Origin of the sequence: Dyella sp. KRB-257, from assembly GCF_049445995.1 — a bacterium.
Classification (GTDB): domain Bacteria; phylum Pseudomonadota; class Gammaproteobacteria; order Xanthomonadales; family Rhodanobacteraceae; genus Dyella_A.
In genome coordinates, this window is the sequence record NZ_JBMSDZ010000009.1 from 91,386 (window position 1) to 112,503 (window position 21,118).

The following is a 21,118-nucleotide window of genomic DNA, read 5'->3' on the forward strand; positions in this document are numbered from 1 at the left end:
ACCGACCATGCCCACAATGAATGACATCCTGATCCTGCTGCCGGAGTTCTACCTGGTGGCGGCCGCGTGCCTGCTGTTGCTGATGGACGCATTTCTCAAGCCGGAGCACCGCAACTGGATCCACTGGCTCTCCATCGCCGTGCTGGCGGTCGCCATCTACATGGTGGCGGGCGCGGCGCCGGCCGTCCCGCTCAGCGCCTTCCACGGCATGTTCCTGCGCGACGGCGTGGCGACCATCCTCAAGGTGTTCGCCCTGCTCACCACGATCCTGGTGTTCGTGTACGCGCGGCCCTACCTGCGCGACCGCAAGCTGTTCATCGGCGAGTTCTACACGCTGATGATCTTCGCGGTGATCGGCGTGATGCTGCTGGTCTCGGCCGGCAGCCTGGTGACGGTCTACCTCGGGCTGGAACTGCTGTCGCTGTCGTCCTACGCGCTGGTGGCGCTCAATCGCGACGCACCGCTGCCGTCCGAGGCGGCGATGAAATACTTCGTGCTCGGTGCGCTCGCCTCCGGCATGCTGCTGTATGGCATGTCGATGGTGTACGGCGCCTCCGGCATGGGCGGCCAGGCCACCCTGGATCTGGCCCAGCTGCAGCACGTGATGGGTTACACCACGGCGCCGACGCTGCTGCTGTTCGGCCTGGTGTTCATGGTGGTGGGCATCAGCTTCAAGCTGGGCGTGGCGCCGTTCCACATGTGGATTCCGGACGTCTACCAGGGCGCGCCGACGCCGATCACCACCTTCATCGCCTCGGCCTCGAAGCTGGCCGCCTTCGGCATGGCCTATCGCCTGCTGGCCGGCGGCATGGCGGACGTGGCGCACCAGTGGCAGCTGATGCTCGGCGTGCTGGCGGTGCTGTCGCTGGCGATCGGCAACCTGGTCGCGATCGTGCAGACCAACCTCAAGCGCATGCTGGCCTATTCGACCATCTCGCACATGGGCTACCTGTTGTTGGGCCTGGCGGCGGCCGGTCCGGAGGGTTACTCGGCAGCGATGTTCTATGCGATCAGCTACGCGCTGATGAGCACGGCCTCGTTCGGCGTGATCCTGGCGCTGGCACGGGCGGGGTTCGAGTGCGAGGAGATCGACGACCTGCGCGGCCTCAACCAGCGCTCGCCGTGGCTGGCCTTCCTGATGCTGCTGGTGATGGTCTCGCTGGCCGGCGTGCCGCCGATGTTCGGCTTCTTCGCCAAGCTGCTGGTGCTGCAGGCGGCGATCCACGCCGGCATGATGTGGCTGGCGATCGTCGGCGCGGTGTTCGCCATCATCGGCCTGTACTACTACCTGCGCGTGGTGAAGGTGATGTACTTCGACAAGCCGGTCGAGGGTTCCGAGCTGCGCCTGCAGGCCGACGGCTCGGTGCGCGTGGTGCTGTCGCTGAATGCGCTGGGTCTGCTCGCGCTGGGTCTGTACTGGGGGCCGCTGATCGCCTGGTGCCGCAGCGCGTTCGCCGGCTGACGGGCCGATCCGGCGGCAAAAAAAATCGCGACAAGGCTTGCAAGAAACCGGCCATGTCGCTATAGTCTGCGGACTCTGATGCGGGGTGGAGCAGTCTGGCAGCTCGTCGGGCTCATAACCCGAAGGTCGCAGGTTCGAATCCTGCCCCCGCTACCAGATCTTTCTTAGAACAAGAAAGCCTCCTCGTGAGGCTTTTTTGTTGGGCGCAAGGAAGCGTCGCCGACCGGCCAGGGGCCCTATCGCCCCGGCCGCAGGCCCGGAAAGGCTGGATGAGCCGGCACATCGGCGTGGTAAGGGAATGGGCCGTTTCGAGCCCTTTTTTTGTTTCTGGCGACTGGAAAACGATCGGTACCGACATGGATACCCTGGCACTGGCACAACGCTTCAGCGAGGTTCTGGCTGACCTCCAGCTGGAATGCCTGGGCGTGGAGTTCTCCCCGTCGCAGGGGCAGAGTACGCTTCGCGTTTATCTCGACGTGCTCGACCGGTCGGAAGGGCGCGAGGTGGGCATCGACGATTGCGAGGCGGCCAGCCGCGAGCTGTCGGCATTGCTGGACGTGGAAGATCCGGTTCCGGGCCACTACGTGCTGGAGGTGTCCTCGCCGGGCATCGACCGTCCGCTGTTCACCGCCGGGCAGTTCGCCCGCGTGCTCGGGCAGGAAGTGAAGATCCTGCTCAAGGCGCCGATCGATGGCCGCCGCCGTCTGCGCGGCAAGCTGATGCAGGTGCAGGACGAGCAGATCGTGCTGGAAGCGGAAGGCAAGACATTCGAATTCGACCATGCGGACGTGGACGGTGCGCGCGTGGTGCCGGACTGGGTGGCGCTCGGTTACGTGCCGCAGCCCAGGAAGGGTGGCAAGAAACCGGCCCCGAAGGCCAACTGAGACATATCCCTGACGAGCAGGCGCCGGTTGTCCGGCGACCTACGGAGTGGTTGCAATGAGCAAAGAACTGTTGCTGGTGGTCGACGCGGTTGCCAACGAGAAGGGCGTGCCGCGTGAGGTCATTTTCGAGGCCATGGAGGCCGCGCTGGCTTCGGCCGCCAAGAAGCGCTACCCCGACGAGGATCCGGACATCCGCGTGGAGATCGACCGCCACACCGGCGAGTACGAGACCTTCCGCCGCTGGGAAGTCATCGCCGACGACGGCGAGATGGAATCGCCGTATTTCCAGGTGCGCCTGATGGACGCCGTGGACGAGCGCGAAGACGCGCAGGTCGGCGAATTCGTCGAGCAGCAGATCGAGAACGCCGAGTTCGGGCGCATTGCCGCGCAGGCCGCCAAGCAGGTGATCGTGCAGCGCGTGCGCGAAGCCGAGCGCCAGCAGGTGGTCGATGCGTTCCGTGACCGCGTGGGCGAGCTGGTGATCGGCATCGTCAAGCGCGTCGAGCGCGGCAACATCTACCTGGACCTGGGCAGCAATGCCGAGGCCTTCATCCCGCGTGACAAGACGATTCCGCGCGAGTCGCATCGCGTGGGCGACCGCGTGCGCGGCTATCTCTACGAGGTGAAGTCCGAAGTTCGCGGGCCGCAGTTGTTCGTTTCGCGCGCCGCGCCGGAATTCATGATCGAACTGTTCAAGCTCGAAGTGCCGGAAGTCGGCCAGGGCCTGGTCGAAATCAAGGGTTGTGCCCGCGATCCGGGCGATCGCGCCAAGATCGCCGTGCTCGCCCACGACACCCGCACCGATCCGATCGGCGCGTGCATCGGCATGCGCGGCTCGCGCGTGCAGGCGGTGTCCAACGAGCTCAACGGCGAGCGCGTGGACATCATCCTGTGGCACGAGAACCAGGCGCAGTTCGTCATCAACGCGATGGCGCCGGCCGAAGTGCAATCCATCATCATGGACGAGGAAAAACATTCGATGGACATCGCGGTGGCCGAGGACAAGCTGTCCCAGGCGATCGGCCGCGGTGGCCAGAACGTGCGACTGGCCAGCAAGCTCACCGGCTGGCAGCTCAACGTGATGACGCAGGACCAGGTCACCGCCAAGAGCGAGGCCGAGCAGAAGGCGGCGCTGGCGCTGTTCATGGACAAGCTTGAAGTGGACGAGGAGATCGCCAACATCCTCGTGCAGGAAGGCTTCTCCAGCGTCGAGGAAATCGCCTACGTGCCCAGCGCCGAGCTGCTGGCGGTGGAGGGTTTCGACGAGGACATCGTCGAGGAGCTCCGTGCCCGCGCCCGCGACGCGCTGCTCACCGAGGCGCTGGCCGTGGAAGAGGGTATCGACGAGCACCAGCCCACCGAGGAGCTGCTGGCGATCGAGGGCATGGACGAGGCCACCGCGTATGCGCTGGCGGCCCGCGGGATCAGCACGGTGGACGATCTGGCCGACCTCGCGGTCGACGACCTGATCGACATTGAGGGCATGGACGAAGAGCGCGCTGCCGCGCTGATCATGGCCGCACGTGCGCCGATGATCGAGCGGCTGGAGAAAGGCGGCTAACCGCGAGCGGACGCGCCCTGGAAGGGCGCGCCGGGGGAGTCCTGCGGGGCTCTCCACCACGGATGGAGGTGGACGTGCAGGCGAGGCCGCACGGACGATAGGCGCGGGAACGGCGGAGAAAGAACACGATGTCGGATGTCACGATCAAACAACTCGCCAAGGTACTTGGCATGCCGGTGGACAAGCTGCTCGGGCAGCTTGGCGAGGCGGGCATGAAATTTTCCGATCCGGAGCAGGTCATCAGCAGCACCGAGAAGGTGAAGCTGCTGGGCTTTCTGCGTCGCACCCATGGCAAGAACGAGGCCGCGCCGGAAGTCGATGACGCCGCGCCGCGCCAGATCACGCTCAAGCGCCGCAAGGTCAGCGAGCTCAAGGTCGCCACGCCCGGCGGGCGCGGCGCGGCGGCCAGCGCCAAGACGGTGAACGTCGAGGTGCGCGCCAAGCGCACCTACGTCAAGCGCAGCGTCATCGCCGAAGAGGCCGGTGTCGACAGCGAGCGCGAGGAGGCCATGCGCAAACTCGCCGAATCGCAGCAGCAGCGCGAGCACGAGGAGCGCGAGCGCCTCGAAGCCGAACGCCGCCGCGAGGAAGAGGCGCATCAGCGTGCCGCCGAGGCACAACGGGCGGCCGACGAGGCCCGTCGCCAGGCGGAAGCGGTTCAGGCCCGCCCCACCCAGGCCGACGAACCGGCTGCCGAGGCGTCGGATACCGAGAACTCCCGGGAACGTGCCGCCAGCGTGGACGCCGCGCCGGCGGGTGCAGCCACCAGCGGCACGACCGACCACAGCAGCTTCGGCATGATCGTGCCGCGTATCCACGAGCCGCGCCGTCGCGAAAAGAAGGTCGTAGTCGCCGCGCCTGCGCCGGCTCCTGCCGCCGCACCGGCCGCCGCCGCTCCCGCTGCGGCCCCGGCCAGCGGCGATGCGGGCAGCCGCAATGCCAAGGTCAAGCACGGCCGCGATCGCGACGACGCGCCCGGCGGCAAGCGTTTTGCCGGCGGCGAACTGCACCTGTCCGAGGCCGATCGCGCCCGTCGTTCGAGCAAGCGCGGCAAGCCCGGTCGTGGTGGTCGCGACATGGGGCGCAGCAGTTCCGCATCGGCCTCGTCGGGCGGTCCGCACGGCTTCACCCGTCCCACTGCCGCGGTGGTGCGCGAGGTAGTGGTGGGCGACGCCAACGTCGTCGCCGACCTGGCGCAGCAGATGGCGGTCAAGGGTTCGGAAGTGGTCAAGGCGCTCTTCAAGATGGGCGTGATGGCCACGATCAACCAGACCATCGATCACGACACCGCGGTGCTGGTGGTCGAGGAACTGGGCCACATCCCGGTCGCCGAAAGCCAGAACGACGCCGAGGCCGCGTTGGCCGCGCACACCCAGAACGCCGAGCTGGAGGGCGAGAAGAGCACGCGTCCGCCGGTGGTCACCATCATGGGTCACGTCGATCACGGCAAGACCTCGCTGCTGGACTACATCCGCCGCACCAAGGTCGCCTCGGGCGAGGCCGGTGGCATCACCCAACACATCGGTGCGTACCACGTGGAAACGCCCAAGGGCGTGATCACCTTCCTCGATACCCCGGGCCACGCCGCGTTCACCTCGATGCGTGCCCGCGGTGCACAGTCGACCGACATCGTGGTGCTGGTGGTGGCGGCCGACGACGGCGTCATGCCGCAGACCAAGGAGGCCGTGGAGCATGCGCGCGCCGCCAAGGTGCCGCTGATCGTTGCGGTCAACAAGATGGACAAGTCCGACGCCAACCCGGACAACGTCAAGCAGGGCCTGGGCAACCTCGAGGTGATCCCCGAAGAGTGGGGCGGCGACACGCCGTTCGTGCCGGTGTCGGCCAAGACCGGCATGGGCATCGATGTTCTGCTCGATGCGATCTCGGTACAGGCCGAGGTGATGGAGCTGAAGGCCGTGAAGGACGGCCCCGCCTCCGGCGTGGTGATCGAGTCCAGCCTGGATCGTGGCCGCGGCCCGGTGGCCACGGTGCTGGTGCAGCAGGGCACGCTCAAGCGCGGCGACTTCGTGGTCTGCGGCGTGGAGTTCGGTCGCATGCGCGCGCTGGTCGACGAGACCGGCAAGACCGTGCAAGAAGCCGGCCCGTCGATTCCGGTGCAGGTGCTGGGACTGTCCGGCGTGCCGGAGTCGGGCGACGACTTCGTGGTGGTGGCCGACGAGCGCCTGGCGCGCGAAGTGGCGGCGGAGCGCGCGCAGAAGCGCCGCGACAACCGCATGGTCAGCAAGGCCAACCGCCTCGAGGACATCATGGCGCAGATGGGTCAGGGCGATGTGCAGACGCTCAACATCCTGGTCAAGGCCGACGTGCAGGGATCGGTGCAGGCGTTGCGCGAGTCGCTCAGCCAGATCGGCAACGAGAGCGTCAAGGTCAACGTGATCGCCTCCGGCGTCGGCGGCATCAACGAGTCCGACGCGACGCTCGCCGCTGCGTCCAAGGCGTTGATCATCGGCTTCAACGTGCGCGCCGATGCTTCGGCGCGCAAGGTGATCGACACCTCGGGCCTGGACGTGCGCTATTTCTCGATCATCTATGACGTGATCGATCAGGTGACCCAGGCGGCTACCGGTCTGCTGGGCATGGAAGTGCGCGAGGAGATCATCGGCCTGGCGCAGGTGCGCGATGTGTTCCGCAGTTCCAAGTTCGGCGCGGTGGCCGGCTGCATGGTCACCGAAGGCACGGTCAAGCGATCCAAGCCGATCCGCGTGCTGCGCGACAACACGGTGGTGTTCGAGGGCGAGCTGGAGTCGCTGCGCCGCTTCAAGGACCTGGTCGACGAAGTACGCAACGGCATGGAGTGCGGTATCGCCGTGAAGCAGTACAACGACGTCAAGGTCGGCGACCAGATCGAGTGCTTCGAGCGCATCGAGGTGGCCCGCACCCTTTGAGTGAGCCAGGGACGAGAGACGAGTAGCGAGGGCGCGAAAATCCCTGGTCCGGCAAGCCTCCGAAGTCCGGGCAGTTTTGTCCGGGCTTCGCATTTTTCCTGACACTGCGATGTTGGCGCCCTCGCTACTCGTCTCTCGTCCCTGTGACGACGAAGGAGTCAAGCCATGCCCTCACGCGATTTCAAACGTACCGACCGCGTTGGCGCCGAGCTGCGCCGCGAGCTCGGACTGCTGGTGCACGCCGCGGTGCGCGATCACGCGCTGCCTTCGGTGAGCGTGTCCGACGTGGAGATCACCCGCGACATGGACTGGGCGACGGTATGGATCACCGCGCTGCAGGCGGAGCAGGCGCCCGAGGCGCTGAAGGCGCTGAAGGAACACACCGGCGAATTCCGTCGCGCGCTCGCCCGCGGCATGCGGCTGCGCCGGGTGCCGGAACTGCGCTTCAAGTACGACGATTCGGTGGACAAGGGTGAGCGCATCGAGACCCTGCTGCGCCAGGACGCGCCACCGACCGCCGCGGTCGATGCCATCGACCCGGACGAACCTGCCGACGACTGATGGGACGCGCGGTGTTCCGGGACCTGCACGGGCTGGTCCTGCTCGACAAGCCGCTGGGCCTGAGCTCCAACCAGGCACTGCAGGCGGTGCGCCGGCTGATCCGCGCCGCCAAGGGCGGGCACACCGGCGCGCTCGACCCGCTGGCGACCGGCCTGCTGCCGCTGTGCTTCGGCGAAGCCACCAAGCTGGCCGGCCATCTGCTGGAATCACGCAAGGCGTACGCCGCCGAATGTCGGTTGGGCGTCACCACGACCACCGCCGATCGGGAAGGCGAGGTGCTGCAGCAGCGCCCGGTGCCGTCGCTGGACGAGGCGCGGATCGAGGCGGCGCTGGCGCCGCTGCGCGGGCGCATCCGTCAGGTGCCGCCGGCGTATTCGGCGATCAAGCAGGGCGGCGAGCCGCTGTATCTGAAGGCCCGCCGTGGCGAGGCGGTCGAGGTGCCGGCGCGCGAAGTGGACGTCCACCGGCTCGAACTCACCGGCCGCTGCGACGACCGGCTGCAACTGGAAATCGAGTGCGGCTCGGGCACCTACATCCGCAGCCTGGCCGTGGATCTGGGCGAGGCGCTGGGCTGTGGCGCGCATCTCGTGTCGCTGCGCCGCCTGTGGGTGGAGCCATTCCGGCAGCCGGCCATGGTCACGCTGGCACAGATCGAGGCGGCCGCCGTGCAGGGCGACGAGGTGCTGCTGGCGCTCCTGCGGCCGGTGGCTGAGGGGCTGGCACACCGGCCTGCCGTGCATCTGGACGCGATGCAGAGTCGGGCCGTGGCGCAGGGCCGGCGGGTGGTCCTGGAACCCGCCGGCTTGCCTGCCGGGCCGTGCGCCGCGTACGCCGCCGATGGCAGCCTGCTGGCCCTGGCCGAGCTGGATGAGCAGGGCCAGCTGCGGGTGCTGCGGGGTTTCAACCTGCCGCCGCCCGGGTGAGCGCAGAAACAAACACGGTGCAAGGCACCCGGACGGCGCCCCCGGATGACGGTCTTGTTGTGGTGCAGCCCACATCGCTACAATGAGTAGCTTGATTTACCCGATTCATTCAACCAGTCGAAGCTTGCGCAACGTCATCGCGCGGTGACGTTGCGCAAGCTTCGCATTCGCTTTTAAGGAAGAGATACCCATGTCCCTCACCGCAGAACAGACCGGCAAGATCATTGCTGATTTCGGCCGCGTGCCGAACGACACCGGTTCGCCGGAAGTGCAGGTTGCCCTGCTTTCCGCCCGCATCGACCACCTCACCGGCCACTTCAAGACCCACAAGCAGGATCACCACTCGCGCCGTGGCCTGCTGCAGCTGGTCAACCGCCGCAAGAGCCTGCTCGCCTACCTGAAGGATCGCGACCTGGCCCGCTATCAGAGCCTGATCGAGCGCCTCGGCCTGCGCCGCTAATCCGACAAGGACACATATCACGTGGCGAAAGTAACCAAGTCATTCCAGTACGGTAATCACGAAGTCACGCTGGAGACGGGCGAAATTGCCCGCCAGGCGTCCGGTGCGGTCATGGTCAGCATGGGCGGCACCGTGGTGCTGGTCACCGCCGTGGCCGCGACCAAGCCGCGCGAGGGGCAGGATTTCTTCCCGCTCACCGTCGACTACGTCGAGAAGTTCTACTCCGCCGGCCGCATTCCCGGCGGCTTCTTCAAGCGCGAAGGCCGTCCGACCGAGAAGGAGACGCTGACCTCGCGCCTGATCGATCGTCCGGTGCGCCCGCTGTTCCCGGAGGACTTCAAGAACGAAGTCCAGGTGATCGCCCAGGTCGTCTCGCTTGATCCCGAGATCGACGGCGACATTCCGGCCATGCTCGGCGCCTCCGCCGCGCTGTCGCTGGCTGGCATCCCGTTCCAGGGGCCGATCGGCGCCGCCCGCGTGGGTTACGCCAACGGCCGGTACGTGCTGAACCCGACGCACACCGAGCTGAAGACCTCCGACCTCGACCTCGTCGTCGCCGGCACCTCCGGCGCCGTGCTGATGGTGGAGTCCGAGGCCAAGCTGCTGTCCGAGGACGTGATGCTCGGCGCGGTGATGTTCGGCCACCAGCAGATGCAGGTAGCGATCAACGCCATCGCCGAGCTGGCCGCCGAAGCCGCCAGGCCCTCGTGGAACTGGCAGGCGCCGGCCCGCAACGAGTCGCTGATCGCCGCGCTCAAGGGCGCCGTGGGCGACAAGCTGGAGCAGGCCTTCCAGGTGCGCGACAAGCTGCAGCGCCGCGACGCGATCTCGGCGATCAAGGCCGACGCGATGGAGTCGCTCAAGGCGCAGGCCGAGCAGCACGGCTGGAGCTCGGCCGAGCTGGGCAAGGAATTCGCCGAACTCGAATACCGCACCATGCGCGACAGCGTGCTGAAGACCAAGGTGCGTATCGACGGGCGCCAGCTCGACGACGTGCGTCCGATCTCGGTGCGCGTGGGCGTGCTGCCGCGCACGCACGGCTCGGCGCTGTTCACCCGCGGCGAGACGCAGGCGCTGGTGGTGGCCACGCTCGGCACCACCCGTGATGCGCAGATCATCGACGCGCCGGAAGGCGAGTCGAAGGATCCGTTCCTGTTCCACTACAACTTCCCGCCGTTCTCGGTGGGCGAGGCCGGTCGCTTCGGTGCGCCGAAGCGCCGCGAGATCGGCCACGGCCGCCTGGCCAAGCGCGGCGTGCAGGCGGTCAAGCCGAGCATTGAGGAGTTCCCGTACGTAGTGCGCGTGGTCTCGGAGATCACCGAGTCCAACGGTTCCTCGTCGATGGCGTCGGTGTGCGGTTCCTCGCTGGCGATGATGGACGCCGGCGTGCCGCTGAAGGCGCCGGTGGCCGGCATTGCCATGGGCCTGGTCAAGGAAGGCAGCGACTTCGTCGTGCTGTCGGACATCCTGGGCGACGAGGATCATCTCGGCGACATGGACTTCAAGGTGGCCGGCAGCGCCGATGGCATCTCCGCGCTGCAGATGGACATCAAGATCGACGGCATCACCGAGGAGATCATGAAGGTGGCGCTGGAGCAGGCCAAGCGTGGTCGCCTGCACATCCTCGGCGAGATGGCCAAGGTCATCAGCACGCCGCGTTCGGAGATGAGCGAGTACGCGCCGCGCCTGCTCACCATCAAGATCCATCCGGACAAGATCCGCGAAGTGATCGGCAAGGGTGGCGCGACCATCCGCTCGATCACCGAGGAGACCGGCACCACCATCGACATCAGCGACGACGGCACCGTCATCATCGCCTCGGTCAACCGCCTGGCGGCCGACGAGGCGAAGAAGCGCATCGAGCAGATCGTCTCCGACGTCGAGCCGGGCCGCATCTACGAGGGCAAGGTCGCCAAGCTGATGGACTTCGGCGCGTTCGTGACGATCATGCCGGGCAAGGATGGTCTGGTGCACGTGTCGCAGATTTCCTCCGAGCGCGTGGAAAAGGTGTCCGACAAGCTCAAGGAAGGCGACATCGTGAAGGTCAAGGTGCTGGAGGTGGACAAGCAGGGCCGCATCCGCCTGTCCATGAAGGCGGTGACCGAAGACGAAGCCGCCGGCGCCTGAGTCGAGACTCGCGTCGAATGCATCGAAGGCCCGGCGGCGACGCCGGGCCTTCTTCGTTTTACGCCACATCCATTTGCTACGATGCTCGCGATATCCGCATCCGGAGACAGTCATGGCCGATCAGGCGAGCGACTTCATCAGGCAATCCCAGGCCATGGCCCAGCAATCGTGGGAGCAGTGGATGCGCTACCTGCAGCAGACCTCGACCCAGCCGCCGGCATCGCCGTTCGGTGGCATGGGCACCGGGTTTTCGCCGGGCGACCCGACGTTCGGCATGGGGGCCGCCACGGGCGCGCCGTTGAACGGTGTGCTCGAGCGCAGCCTCACCGGCATCAAGGGCTACCTCGACTGGATGCAGCGCGCCGCCAGCAGCCAGGCCGATCCGCTGGGCACCGACTGGCAGGCGCAGATGCAGCAGTTGTTCGGCCACGCCGGCCAACCGTTTGCGCAGGCATTCGGCGGCATCGACAGCACCGCCGCGCAGGGTTTCGTACAGCAGTGGCAGGCCTGGCTGGCGGCGGTCGGGCAGGGCGGTTCGGCTGGTGCCGACTGGCACCGGCCCATGCACATGCCTGCCTTCGGCCTGCAGCGCGAGCAGCAGGAAAGGCAGCAGGCGCTGATGGCCGCGATGCTCGACAGCGCCGAACAGCAGCGGCGCTACCAGGCGCTGATCCTGCGTGCGAACGCGCAGGGGCTGGAGCGCCTGCAGGACAGGCTGGCCGAGCACTCCGAGCCCGGCCGGCAGATCGAATCGCTGAAGGCGCTGTACGACCTGTGGGTCGACTCGGTCGAGGAGGCCTATGCCGAGATCGCGCTCAGCGACGAATTCCGCGAGGTCTACGGCGCCATGGTCAACGCGCAGATGCTTGAGCGCCAACTCATGCAGCAACAGCTGGAAGAACTGTGCCGCCAGCTCGGCCTGCCCACGCGCAGCGAGGTCGACAGCCTGGGCAAGCGCCTGCAGGAAGTGCGGCGCGAGCAGCGTGCGGCCAGCCGCGGCGACGCGGACGAAGAATTCGCTGTGCTGCGCACCGAACTGGCGGCCCTGAAGAAACAGCTGGACGGTGCCGGCCTCTCCAACCGGCCGACGGCGCCTGATACGGCGCCCCATCCGGCCAGCGTTGCGAAATCGCCGGCGCCAAGAATTGCCGCGAAGAAGGCCGTGGCGAAGAAGGCGGCGTCTTCCGCCGGCGCGCCCGCCATGCGCAAGCACTCATCGGCGAAGGCCAGGCCGTCGGCCCGGTCGGCGGCAAAAAAGACGGTCCCGGACCACGCCGTCGTGAAAAAGGCCGTCTCGAAGAAAAAGCCGGCGACGCGGCCGGCCGCGGTCAAGAAGGCCGCCCCGGCGGTGGTGCCGGCTCCGGCACCGGCGGCCAGTGGCAGTCGCAAGCGAGCGGCGGCGCGCTCGCGCCGGATGGCGGTGACGAAGGCTCCGGGGGGCAAGCGGCGTTCGATCGTCGGCCCGGGCACCCCTGCGCCGCGCCGCGCGGGGCGCAAGTAAGGGATGGCCATGTACACACCGCTGCGCATCGACCCGGCCCAGGCGCTGGCCGAGATCAACCGTTTCCAGCACAAGCTGGCGGCCGGCATGCAGAACCTGCCGAAACTCGGCGAGCCGCACTACGCCAACACGCCGCGCGAGCTGGTCTACAGCGAGGACAAGCTCAAGGTGTGGCACTTCACCGGCAGCCGCCCCACCGCGAAGACGCCGGTGCTGATCGTCTACGCCCTGGTCAACACGGTATGGATGACCGACCTGCAGCCCGACCGCTCGCTGGTGCGCAACCTGCTCGGGCAGGGCGAGGACGTCTACCTGATCGACTGGGGCTACCCCGACGGCGCCGATCGCTGGCTCACGCTGGACGATTACCTCAACGGCTACCTCGACCGCTGCGTCGACGTGGTGCGTCATCGCCACGGGCTCGATGCGCTCAACCTGCTCGGCATCTGCCAGGGCGGTGCATTCTCGCTGTGCTACACGGCGATGCACCCGGACAAGGTGAAGAACCTGATCACCATGGTCACCCCGGTGGATTTCCACACGCCGGACAACATGCTCTCGCACTGGGTGCAGAACCTCGACGTCGACCGCTTCGTCGACGTGATGGGCAACATCCCCGCGGGGCTGATGAACTGGGTCTACCTCACGCTCAAGCCGCTGCGACTGAACCAGCAGAAATACGTGGGCCTGGTCGACATCCTCGACAACCCGGCCGAGCTGGAGAACTTCCTGCGGATGGAGAAGTGGATCTTCGATTCGCCCGACCAGGCCGGCGAAGCCTTCCGCCAGTTCATCAAGGATTTCTACCAGGGCAACAAGCTGGTCAGGCGCTCGCTGGAGATCGGTGGGCGTCCGGTCGACCTGGGACTGATCCAGCAGCCGGTGCTCAACATCTACGCCGAACAGGATCACCTGGTGCCGCCCGACGCTTCGCGCGCGCTGCGCCAGCACATCGGCACGCGCGACTACACCGAGGTGGCATTCAAGGGCGGGCACATCGGCATCTACGTCTCCGGTCGGGCTCAGCGCGAGGTGCCGCCGGCGATCCACCAGTGGCTGCGTGCGCGCGGCTGATTCCGGAGGATATCGAACCATGACCGAAGGCAAGCGGCTGCAGCGCTCCGGCACCCACCGCAGCATTGCCGGCGTGTGTGGCGGCATCGCCGACTACTACGGCTGGGATCCCGCCCTGGTGCGCGTGGGATGGATCGTGCTGACCCTGCTGGGAGGCTCCGGCATACTGCTCTATCTGGTGCTGTGGCTGGTGATGCCGAAGGCCGCCTGAGCCGGGCCGGCCCCTTGCGCAACACCATGCCGCGCGCCGCGCGGCCAACTTTTCCGACGTACGAAGACTCCCGATGGATTACGACCGTTACGACCGCGTCCGTGCCGTGCAATGGCAGGGCGATCACCTGCGACTGCTCGACCAGCGCCGGCTCCCGCACGAAGAGCGCTGGATGGATTGCCGGACCGCCGCCGACGTGACCCTGGCCATTCGCGACCTGGTGGTGCGCGGCGCGCCGGCGATCGGCATTGCCGCCGCCTGGGGCGTGGTGCTTGCCGCGCAGCAGGGTGCGCCGCTGGACACGGCGCTGGCGATGCTGCGCGCGGCGCGACCGACGGCGGTCAACCTGATGTGGGCGCTGGACCGCATGAAGCAGCGCATCGCCGCCGGCGCCGATGCTGCCGCACTGGCGGTCGAAGCCCAGGCGATCCAGGACGAAGACCTCGCCGCCAACCGGCACATGGGCGAGCTGGGCGCGGCGCTGATCGCGCCGGGCTCGGGCGTATTGACCCACTGCAACACCGGCTCGCTGGCCACCGCCGGGTTCGGCACGGCGCTCGGTGTGATCCGCGCCGGCGTCGCCGGCGGACGCATCGATCACGTCTATGCCGGCGAGACGCGGCCGTGGCAGCAGGGCGCGCGGCTGACCATGTACGAGCTGGTGCGCGACGGCATCCCGGCCAGACTGATCGCCGACTCGGCCGCGGCCCATCTCATGAAATCCGGCGCCGTGCAGTGGGTGATCGTCGGCGCCGATCGCATTGCGGCCAACGGCGACACCGCCAACAAGATCGGCACCTACCAGCTCGCCATCGCCGCGCGCCATCACGGCGTGAAGTTCATGGTGGTGGCACCGTCCTCGACGGTGGACATGGCCACGCCCGACGGCGAAGCGATCGAGATCGAGCTGCGCGACGCCACCGAGCTGCTCTCCACCGGCGGGCAGCGCACCGTGGTGGAGGGTGCCGAGGCGTGGAACCCGGTGTTCGACGTCACCCCGGCCGAACTGATCGACGCCATCGTCACCGAGCGCGGCGTGATCGAGCGGCCCGACGCGGCCGTGATGCAGGCGGTCTTCGGCGGGTGAGGTTGCCGCGCGACATCACGCTGTTCGCGATCGGCGGCGTGCTCGGCCTGCTCATCGACGCGGCGGTGGTGCAGGCGCTGGTGGGCCTGCAGCACTGGAACGCCTACCTCGCGCGCGTGGTGTCGTTCCTGCTCGCCGCCACGTTCACCTGGTGGTGGAACCGGCGGCACACCTTCGCGGGCCGTTCCAGCGGGCGTCGTGCGCATGCCGAATGGCTGCACTGGCTGGCGCTGATGAGCGCCGGTGCGGTGGTCAACTACGGCGTGTACGTGCTGTGCCTGCAGCTGTTTCCGGTCTGGCATCGGTGGCCGGCACTGGCCGCGGCGGTCGGATCGGCGGTGGCTGCGCTGGTCAATTTTTCGGCAGCACGCGGGGTGCTTTTCCGTCACCCCAAGACACCGCGCTAAGTGATTGATGCAAAAGCACTAAATACTGCCGTACAAAGTGCTTTCGTGGTACACTGCGCAGCTTGAATTCCGGGTCGCTTGCGCACGCGCCTGAGGCGCTGGCGATGCGGTTTTTTTTCGTTCACTGGGAAGCCGATTGATGGCAGAACTCGCCAAAGAAGTCATCCGCGTCAATATCGAAGACGAGATGCGCCAGAGTTACCTCGACTACGCCATGAGCGTGATCGTGGGACGCGCCCTCCCGGACGTGCGCGACGGCCTCAAGCCGGTCCATCGCCGCGTGCTTTTTGCGATGAGTGAGCTGGGCAACGCCTGGAACAAGCCGTACAAGAAGTCGGCCCGCGTGGTCGGTGACGTCATCGGTAAATACCATCCGCACGGCGATGCCTCGGTCTACGACGCCATCGTGCGCATGGCGCAGCCGTTCTCGCTGCGCTACATGCTGGTCGACGGCCAGGGCAACTTCGGTTCGGTCGACGGCGACAACGCGGCGGCGATGCGCTACACCGAGGTGCGCATGTCGCGCCTCACCCACGAGCTGCTGGCGGACATCGACAAGGAAACCGTCGACTTCGGGCCCAACTACGACGAGAGCGAGCACGAGCCGCTGGTGCTTCCCACCCGGGTGCCGGCACTGCTGATCAACGGCTCGGCCGGCATCGCGGTGGGCATGGCCACCAACATTCCGCCGCACAACCTCACCGAGGTGATCGGCGCGACCATCGCGCTGATCGATGCCCCGTCGCTGGGCATCGACGAGCTGATGACCTATATCCCGGGGCCGGACTTTCCCACCCACGGCATCATCAACGGCTCGGCCGGCATCGTCGAGGCGTATCGCACCGGCCGCGGCCGCATCCTGGTGCGTGCGCGCACCGAGATCGAGACCGAGCCGAACGGCCGCGAGACGATCCTCATCCACGAGTTGCCGTACCAGGTGAACAAGGCGCGGCTGATCGAGAAGATCGCCGAGCTGGTGAAGGAAAAGAAGCTCGAAGGCATCAGCGAGCTGCGCGACGAGTCCGACAAGGACGGCATGCGCGTGGTGATCGAGATCCGTCGCGACGCGATGGCCGACGTGGTGCTCAACAACCTGTTCCAGCAGACCCAGCTGCAGGTCACCTTCGGCATCAACATGGTGGCGCTGCTCGACGGCCAGCCGAAACTGCTCAACCTGAAGGACATCCTCGAGGCCTTCATCCGTCATCGCCGCGAGGTGGTGACCCGCCGCACCATCTTCGATCTGCGCAAGGCCCGCGCCCGCGCGCACATCCTCGAAGGCCTCACCGTCGCGCTGGCCAACATCGACGAGATGATCGAGCTGATCAAGACCTCGGCCTCGCCGGCCGAGGCGCGCGAGCGCATGCTGGCGCGCAAGTGGCAGCCGGGCATGGTGGGGGCGCTGCTTTCCGCCGCCGGCGCCGATGCGTCGCGTCCGGAGGACATGGACCCGCGCGACGGGCTCAAGGCCGAGGGCTACCAGTTGTCCGACGTGCAGGCGCAGGAAATCCTCGCCATGCGCCTGCACCGCCTCACCGGGCTGGAGCAGGAGAAGCTGTCCGACGAATACCGCCAGATCCTCGACACCATCCGCGGGCTGATCGAGATCCTGGAAAATCCCGAGGTGCTGCTCAACGTGATCCGCGAGGAGCTGGAGGCGATCAAGACCGAGTTCGGCGACGCGCGCCGCACCGAGATCCAGGTCTCGCAGGAAGACCTCAACGTACTCGACCTGATCGCGCCGGAAGACGTGGTGGTGACGCTGTCGCATACCGGCTACATCAAGCGCCAGCCGGCCAGCACCTACCGGTCGCAGCGCCGCGGCGGCAAGGGCCGTTCGGCCTCCGCGCTGAAGGACGAGGACGTCGTCGAGCAGCTGTGGGTGGTCAACACGCACGACACGCTGCTGGCGTTCTCCAGCACCGGTCGCGTCTACTGGCTGAAGGTGTACCAGATCCCGGAGGCCGGCCCGAACGCGCGCGGCAAGCCGATCGTCAACCTGCTGCCGCTGGCCGAGGGCGAGAAGGTGCAGGCGGTGCTGCCGGTGCGCGAGTACGCCGAGGACCGCTTCGTGTTCTTCGCCACCCGCAACGGCACGGTGAAGAAGACCCCGTTGCCGGAGTTCGCCTTCCAGCTGCAGAAGGGCAAGCAGGCGATCAACCTGGCCGACGGCGATGCGCTGGTGAACGTGGCGCTTACCGACGGCAACAGCGACGTGCTGCTGTTCGCCTCCAACGGCAAGGTCAACCGCTTCGACGAGAACACCGTGCGCTCGATGGGCCGCACCGCCACCGGCGTGCGCGGCATGCGACTGGCGGAGGGCGTCGAGGTGGTGTCGATGATCGTGGCGGCCGAGGGCGACATCCTCACCGCCACCGCCCGCGGCTACGGCAAGCGCACCGCGCTCGACGAATTCCCGAAGAAGGGCCGTGGCACGCAGGGCGTGATCGGCATCCAGTGTTCCGGGCGCAACGGTCCGCTGGTCGCCGCGGTGCAGGTCACCGAGGCGCACGAGCTGATGCTGATCTCCAACCAGGGCACCCTGGTGCGCACCCGCGTCGCCGAAGTCTCGCAGCTCGGCCGCAACACCCAGGGCGTCACCCTGATCAGGCTGCCGGCCGACGAGGTCCTGGTCAGCGTGGTGCGGCTGGAGGCCGAGGAGGACAACGGCGAAGAGACCGAGGCATTGGTGCCTGAAGGCCAGCCGCCGCAGGCCGATGCCGACACGGCGCCGGCCGGCGACGAGGCCTGATCACTCGCCAGTGATGGCACCACGAAAAACCCCGGCCTGCGCCGGGGTTTTTTCGTTTCATCGACGAGAGAGCCTCAACCTGACGCCATGCGCGTGAGCAACAGGCAGCGCACCCGCATCCGGTGCTCCTTGTGGCGCGGATGGCGGGCAGGTTCCCGGGGATCCTGAACCGCGCCGGCCGCGGCTGTCGCCTTGAATCGCGGCCGGCCGCACCTACTTGACAGGCAAGCGGCGCGCACGCCGTAACCTTTTCGAGGAGTCAGCCATGAGCAACCGCAACCCGATGCAGTGGAGCGCCACCCGCATGTTTCCGGAGGAAGTCCGCCAGGTCTTCGACCGCTTCTTCCAGACCGAGGACGGCGATGCCTCCAACGTGGTGACCAGCCAGTGGGCGCCGCACGTGGACATCCGCGAGGACGACCAGCGCTTCGTGATCCTGGCCGACATCCCGGGCGTGGATCCGGCGCAGATCGAAGTGAGCATGGAGAAGGGCATCCTGACCATCAAGGGCGAGCGCCAGGCACCGAGCGGTGACAACAGCAAGTACACCCGGGTCGAGCGCGCCCACGGCGTGTTCCATCGCCGCTTTACGCTGCCGGACAGCGCCGATGCCGAGGGCATCACCGCCACCGGCAAGTTCGGCGTGCTGGAAATCGCCATCCCCAAGAAGCCGCTGGCCACGCCGCGCCGCATCACCATCAACGCGGCCGAGTAAGCTGACCCCGACCGCATCCGCGGCAGGCACATGCCCGCCGCGGAACCTGCATGATCCGTCGCCGGGGAGAGGTGAGTGGAGTTCAAAGACTATTACGACATCCTGGGCGTGAAGCCCGATGCCAGCGAGGCGGAGATCAAGGCCGCCTATCGCAAGCTGGCGCGGCAATACCATCCGGACAAGAACAAGGAGTCCGGTGCCGAGGACAGGTTCAAGGCCATCAACGAGGCCAACGAGGTGCTGCGCGACAAGGAAAAGCGCCGCGCCTACGATCAGGTGCGCGCCGGCGGCTACCGCGGCGGTGAGCAGTTCCGCCCGCCGCCGGGCTTCGGCCAGGGCTATGACTTTGGCCACGGCGGCGCCGGTGAGGGCGACTTCAGCGACTTCTTCGAGAGCCTGTTCGGTCGCGGCGCGGGCGGCCATCGCGGCCAGCCCCGCGCGCGGCGCGGTCGCGACGTGCAGGCGCAGGTGCAGATCGATCTGCAGACCGCGTTCGACGGCGGCCGCACCCGTGTGGCGCTGCACGACGGCCACGGCAACGAGCGCGTGCTGGAAGTGAAGATCCCGGCCGGCATCCAGCCGGGGCAGGTGATCCGGCTGTCCGGCCAGGGCCATGCCGGCGCGGCAGGCGGCCCCAACGGCGACCTGCTGCTGGAAGTGGCGATCCGCGATGACGCCCGCTTCAAGCTGGACGGGCGCAACGTGCTGCACGTGCTGCCGATCGCCCCCTGGGAGGCGGCGCTGGGCGCCACGGTGCCGGTGCCGACGCTGGCCGGCACGGTGGATCTGCGCATTCCGGCCGGTTCGCAGTCGGGCAAGAAGCTGCGGCTGAAGGGCCGCGGCATGCCCGGTTCGCCGCCCGGCGACCAGCTGGTGGAGCTGTCTATCCGCACGCCACCGGCCGACGACGACAAGCAGCGCAAGGCCTACGAGTCGCTGCACAGGCACTTTGCGGACTACGACCCGCGCGGCTGAAACGTGGCCGGTCCGCAGGCATCCAACGAACACGGCGCCCGCGGGCGCCGTGTTTGGTGTCCGGCGATGGCCGCGCCGGTCAGGCGGGCAGCAGCTCGGCCAGCGTGGCGACCAGCTCGTCCTCCTTGATCGGCTTGGTGACGTAGGCCTTGGCGCCCTGGCGCATGCCCCAGACCTTGTCGGTCTCCTGGTCCTTGGTGGTCACCAGCACCACCGGGATGTGCGCGGTGGTGGGGTCCTTGCTGATCGTGCGGGTGGCCTGGAAACCGTTGAGGTTGGGCATCACCACGTCCATCAGGATCAGGTCCGGCAGCTCGCGCTTGGCCGCCTCGACGCCGGCGGCGCCGTCCTCGGCGGTCAGCGCCTCGTGGCCGAGCTTCTCCACGACACGTTTGAGACCGAGCAACTGCGACGGGGAATCGTCGACGATGAGGATACGGGCCATAAGGTGGGGATCCCTTGTGCGAAAGTGAATGAATTCTAAGCTGCGCCCGACCGGCTTCCAAGTCGCCGCGATCAGGTGCCGGCGTGGCGCACCACGGTACGGCCGAACGACTGGCCGGCCAGCATGGCGGGAAACACGGCCGGCAGTTCGTCGAGGGTGACTTCGCGGGTGGCGATGCGATCGAGGTGACGCGGTTTCCAGTCGCTCGCCAGATGCTGCCACACCCGGTCGCGCTGGTCGCGTGCAGTGCCGGCGCTGGCCACGCCCAGCAGGTTCACGCCGCGGATGATGAAGGGCATCACGGTGCTGTCGAACGCGATGCCGCCGGCGTTGCCGCAGATCGCCACGTTGCCGTACGGCGCGATCAGCGGCAGCAGGCCGGCCAGCATCGTGCCGCCGACGTTGTCCAGCGCACCGCCGAAGCGCGCCGAGTCCATCGGCTTGCCGCTGAAGGCGAGCTGGTGGCGGTCGATGCACTGCGCCGCGCCCAGTTCGGCGAGAAAGCCGAAGTGATCGGCCTTGCCGCTGATCGCGTGCACCTCGTAGCCGGCACGTGCGTACATGTCGACCGCCAGCATGCCCACGCCGCCGGTGGCGCCGGTGACGGCGATCGGCCCGAGCGACGGCGTCTGGCGGTTGTCCTGCATCTGCGCCAGCGCCAGCGCGGCGGTGAAGCCGGCGGTGCCCAGGATCATGCTCTCGCGCAGGCCCAGGCCGGCGGGCAGGGGAATGGTCCAGCGCGCGTCCAGGCGTACGTACTCGCCGTAGCCGCCGTCGCGCGTCTCGGACAGGCCGGCGCCGGTACACAGCACCGCATCGCCTTCCTTGAACGCCGGATCGGTCGACGCCACCACGTGGCCGGCCACGTCAATGCCGCCGTTGAGCGGGAACTGACGCAGGATCCGGCCCTTGCCGGTGCCGGCCAGCGCGTCCTTGAAGTTCACCGAAGAGTAGGCAGCCTTGACCAGCACTTCGCCCGGCCAGAGCGCATCGGTATCCATGGTTTCCAGGCCGGCATGGAAGCCGGCATCGTCCTGGTGAATGCGAAAGGCACGGAACGAAGTCAT

18 protein-coding genes and 1 tRNA gene are annotated in these 21,118 nt (G+C 67.6%); 17 read left to right on the forward strand and 2 right to left on the reverse strand.

Features of this window, described 5'->3' with window-relative positions:
* The first annotated feature begins 7 nt into the window (after positions 1–7).
* The 17 genes from nuoN to ACO2Q2_RS09430 all read left to right on the forward strand — a co-directional run bounded on the left by nuoN (position 8) and on the right by ACO2Q2_RS09430 (position 19,606).
* Positions 8–1,462, forward strand: a complete 1,455-nt coding sequence (gene nuoN / locus ACO2Q2_RS09350; RefSeq protein WP_423255498.1) for an NADH-quinone oxidoreductase subunit NuoN — start codon at positions 8–10, stop codon at positions 1,460–1,462.
* Between the two features lie 79 nt (positions 1,463–1,541).
* Positions 1,542–1,618: transfer RNA gene (locus ACO2Q2_RS09355), tRNA-Met, on the forward strand.
* Positions 1,619–1,818: 200 nt separating this feature from the next.
* Positions 1,819–2,346 carry a ribosome maturation factor RimP gene (gene rimP / locus ACO2Q2_RS09360; RefSeq protein ID WP_423255499.1) on the forward strand — a complete coding sequence of 176 codons (528 nt, stop codon included), beginning with the start codon at positions 1,819–1,821 and terminating at the stop codon, positions 2,344–2,346.
* Between the two features lie 55 nt (positions 2,347–2,401).
* Complete coding sequence (nusA, locus tag ACO2Q2_RS09365) at positions 2,402–3,907, forward strand: transcription termination factor NusA (RefSeq protein ID WP_423255500.1); 1,506 nt, start codon at positions 2,402–2,404, stop codon at positions 3,905–3,907.
* Between the two features lie 128 nt (positions 3,908–4,035).
* Positions 4,036–6,813: a translation initiation factor IF-2 gene (infB, locus tag ACO2Q2_RS09370; RefSeq protein WP_423255501.1), complete on the forward strand. Its 2,778-nt coding sequence runs from the start codon at positions 4,036–4,038 to the stop codon at positions 6,811–6,813.
* Positions 6,814–6,978: 165 nt separating this feature from the next.
* Positions 6,979–7,374, forward strand: a complete 396-nt coding sequence (gene rbfA, locus ACO2Q2_RS09375; RefSeq protein ID WP_423255502.1) for a 30S ribosome-binding factor RbfA — start codon at positions 6,979–6,981, stop codon at positions 7,372–7,374.
* A complete protein-coding gene (gene truB / locus ACO2Q2_RS09380; protein ID WP_423255503.1) occupies positions 7,374–8,297 on the forward strand; it encodes a tRNA pseudouridine(55) synthase TruB in 924 nt (307 codons plus the stop codon). The genes rbfA and truB overlap by 1 nt, the downstream gene beginning before the upstream one ends.
* A 190-nt stretch (positions 8,298–8,487) precedes the next feature.
* Positions 8,488–8,757, forward strand: a complete 270-nt coding sequence (gene rpsO / locus ACO2Q2_RS09385) for a 30S ribosomal protein S15 (RefSeq protein WP_404633265.1) — start codon at positions 8,488–8,490, stop codon at positions 8,755–8,757.
* Between the two features lie 21 nt (positions 8,758–8,778).
* Positions 8,779–10,884, forward strand: coding sequence for a polyribonucleotide nucleotidyltransferase (pnp, locus tag ACO2Q2_RS09390; RefSeq protein WP_423255504.1), 2,106 nt, complete (start codon positions 8,779–8,781; stop codon positions 10,882–10,884).
* A gap of 112 nt (positions 10,885–10,996) precedes the next feature.
* The gene (locus tag ACO2Q2_RS09395; protein ID WP_423255505.1) at positions 10,997–12,385 is read left to right on the forward strand and encodes a poly(R)-hydroxyalkanoic acid synthase subunit PhaE; all 1,389 of its coding nucleotides are present in this window, start codon (positions 10,997–10,999) and stop codon (positions 12,383–12,385) included.
* Positions 12,386–12,394: 9 nt separating this feature from the next.
* Entirely contained in the window at positions 12,395–13,459 is a 1,065-nt protein-coding gene (phaC, locus tag ACO2Q2_RS09400) for a class III poly(R)-hydroxyalkanoic acid synthase subunit PhaC (RefSeq protein ID WP_423255506.1), read from the forward strand.
* Between the two features lie 19 nt (positions 13,460–13,478).
* Positions 13,479–13,670: a PspC domain-containing protein gene (locus ACO2Q2_RS09405; RefSeq protein WP_423255507.1), complete on the forward strand. Its 192-nt coding sequence runs from the start codon at positions 13,479–13,481 to the stop codon at positions 13,668–13,670.
* A 73-nt stretch (positions 13,671–13,743) separates the two neighbouring features.
* Complete coding sequence (gene mtnA, locus ACO2Q2_RS09410; protein WP_423255508.1) at positions 13,744–14,757, forward strand: S-methyl-5-thioribose-1-phosphate isomerase; 1,014 nt, start codon at positions 13,744–13,746, stop codon at positions 14,755–14,757.
* Positions 14,754–15,164 (forward strand): GtrA family protein, encoded by a 411-nt coding sequence (locus ACO2Q2_RS09415; RefSeq protein WP_423255509.1) that lies wholly within the window; start codon positions 14,754–14,756, stop codon positions 15,162–15,164. Before mtnA ends, ACO2Q2_RS09415 begins: the two co-directional genes overlap by 4 nt.
* A gap of 139 nt (positions 15,165–15,303) precedes the next feature.
* The gene (gene gyrA / locus ACO2Q2_RS09420; RefSeq protein ID WP_423255510.1) at positions 15,304–17,916 is read left to right on the forward strand and encodes a DNA gyrase subunit A; all 2,613 of its coding nucleotides are present in this window, start codon (positions 15,304–15,306) and stop codon (positions 17,914–17,916) included.
* A 265-nt stretch (positions 17,917–18,181) separates the two neighbouring features.
* Complete coding sequence (locus ACO2Q2_RS09425; protein ID WP_423255511.1) at positions 18,182–18,631, forward strand: Hsp20/alpha crystallin family protein; 450 nt, start codon at positions 18,182–18,184, stop codon at positions 18,629–18,631.
* 75 nt (positions 18,632–18,706) lie between these two features.
* Positions 18,707–19,606 (forward strand): DnaJ C-terminal domain-containing protein, encoded by a 900-nt coding sequence (locus ACO2Q2_RS09430; protein ID WP_423255512.1) that lies wholly within the window; start codon positions 18,707–18,709, stop codon positions 19,604–19,606.
* 79 nt (positions 19,607–19,685) lie between these two features.
* Here ACO2Q2_RS09430 and ACO2Q2_RS09435 read toward each other — a convergent pair whose 3' ends face one another.
* Both ACO2Q2_RS09435 and ACO2Q2_RS09440 read right to left on the reverse strand, forming a co-directional pair.
* Positions 19,686–20,051: a response regulator gene (locus ACO2Q2_RS09435; RefSeq protein ID WP_423255513.1), complete on the reverse strand. Its 366-nt coding sequence runs from the start codon at positions 20,049–20,051 to the stop codon at positions 19,686–19,688.
* Between the two features lie 71 nt (positions 20,052–20,122).
* Positions 20,123–21,118 (reverse strand): YhdH/YhfP family quinone oxidoreductase, encoded by a 996-nt coding sequence (locus ACO2Q2_RS09440; protein ID WP_423255514.1) that lies wholly within the window; start codon positions 21,116–21,118, stop codon positions 20,123–20,125.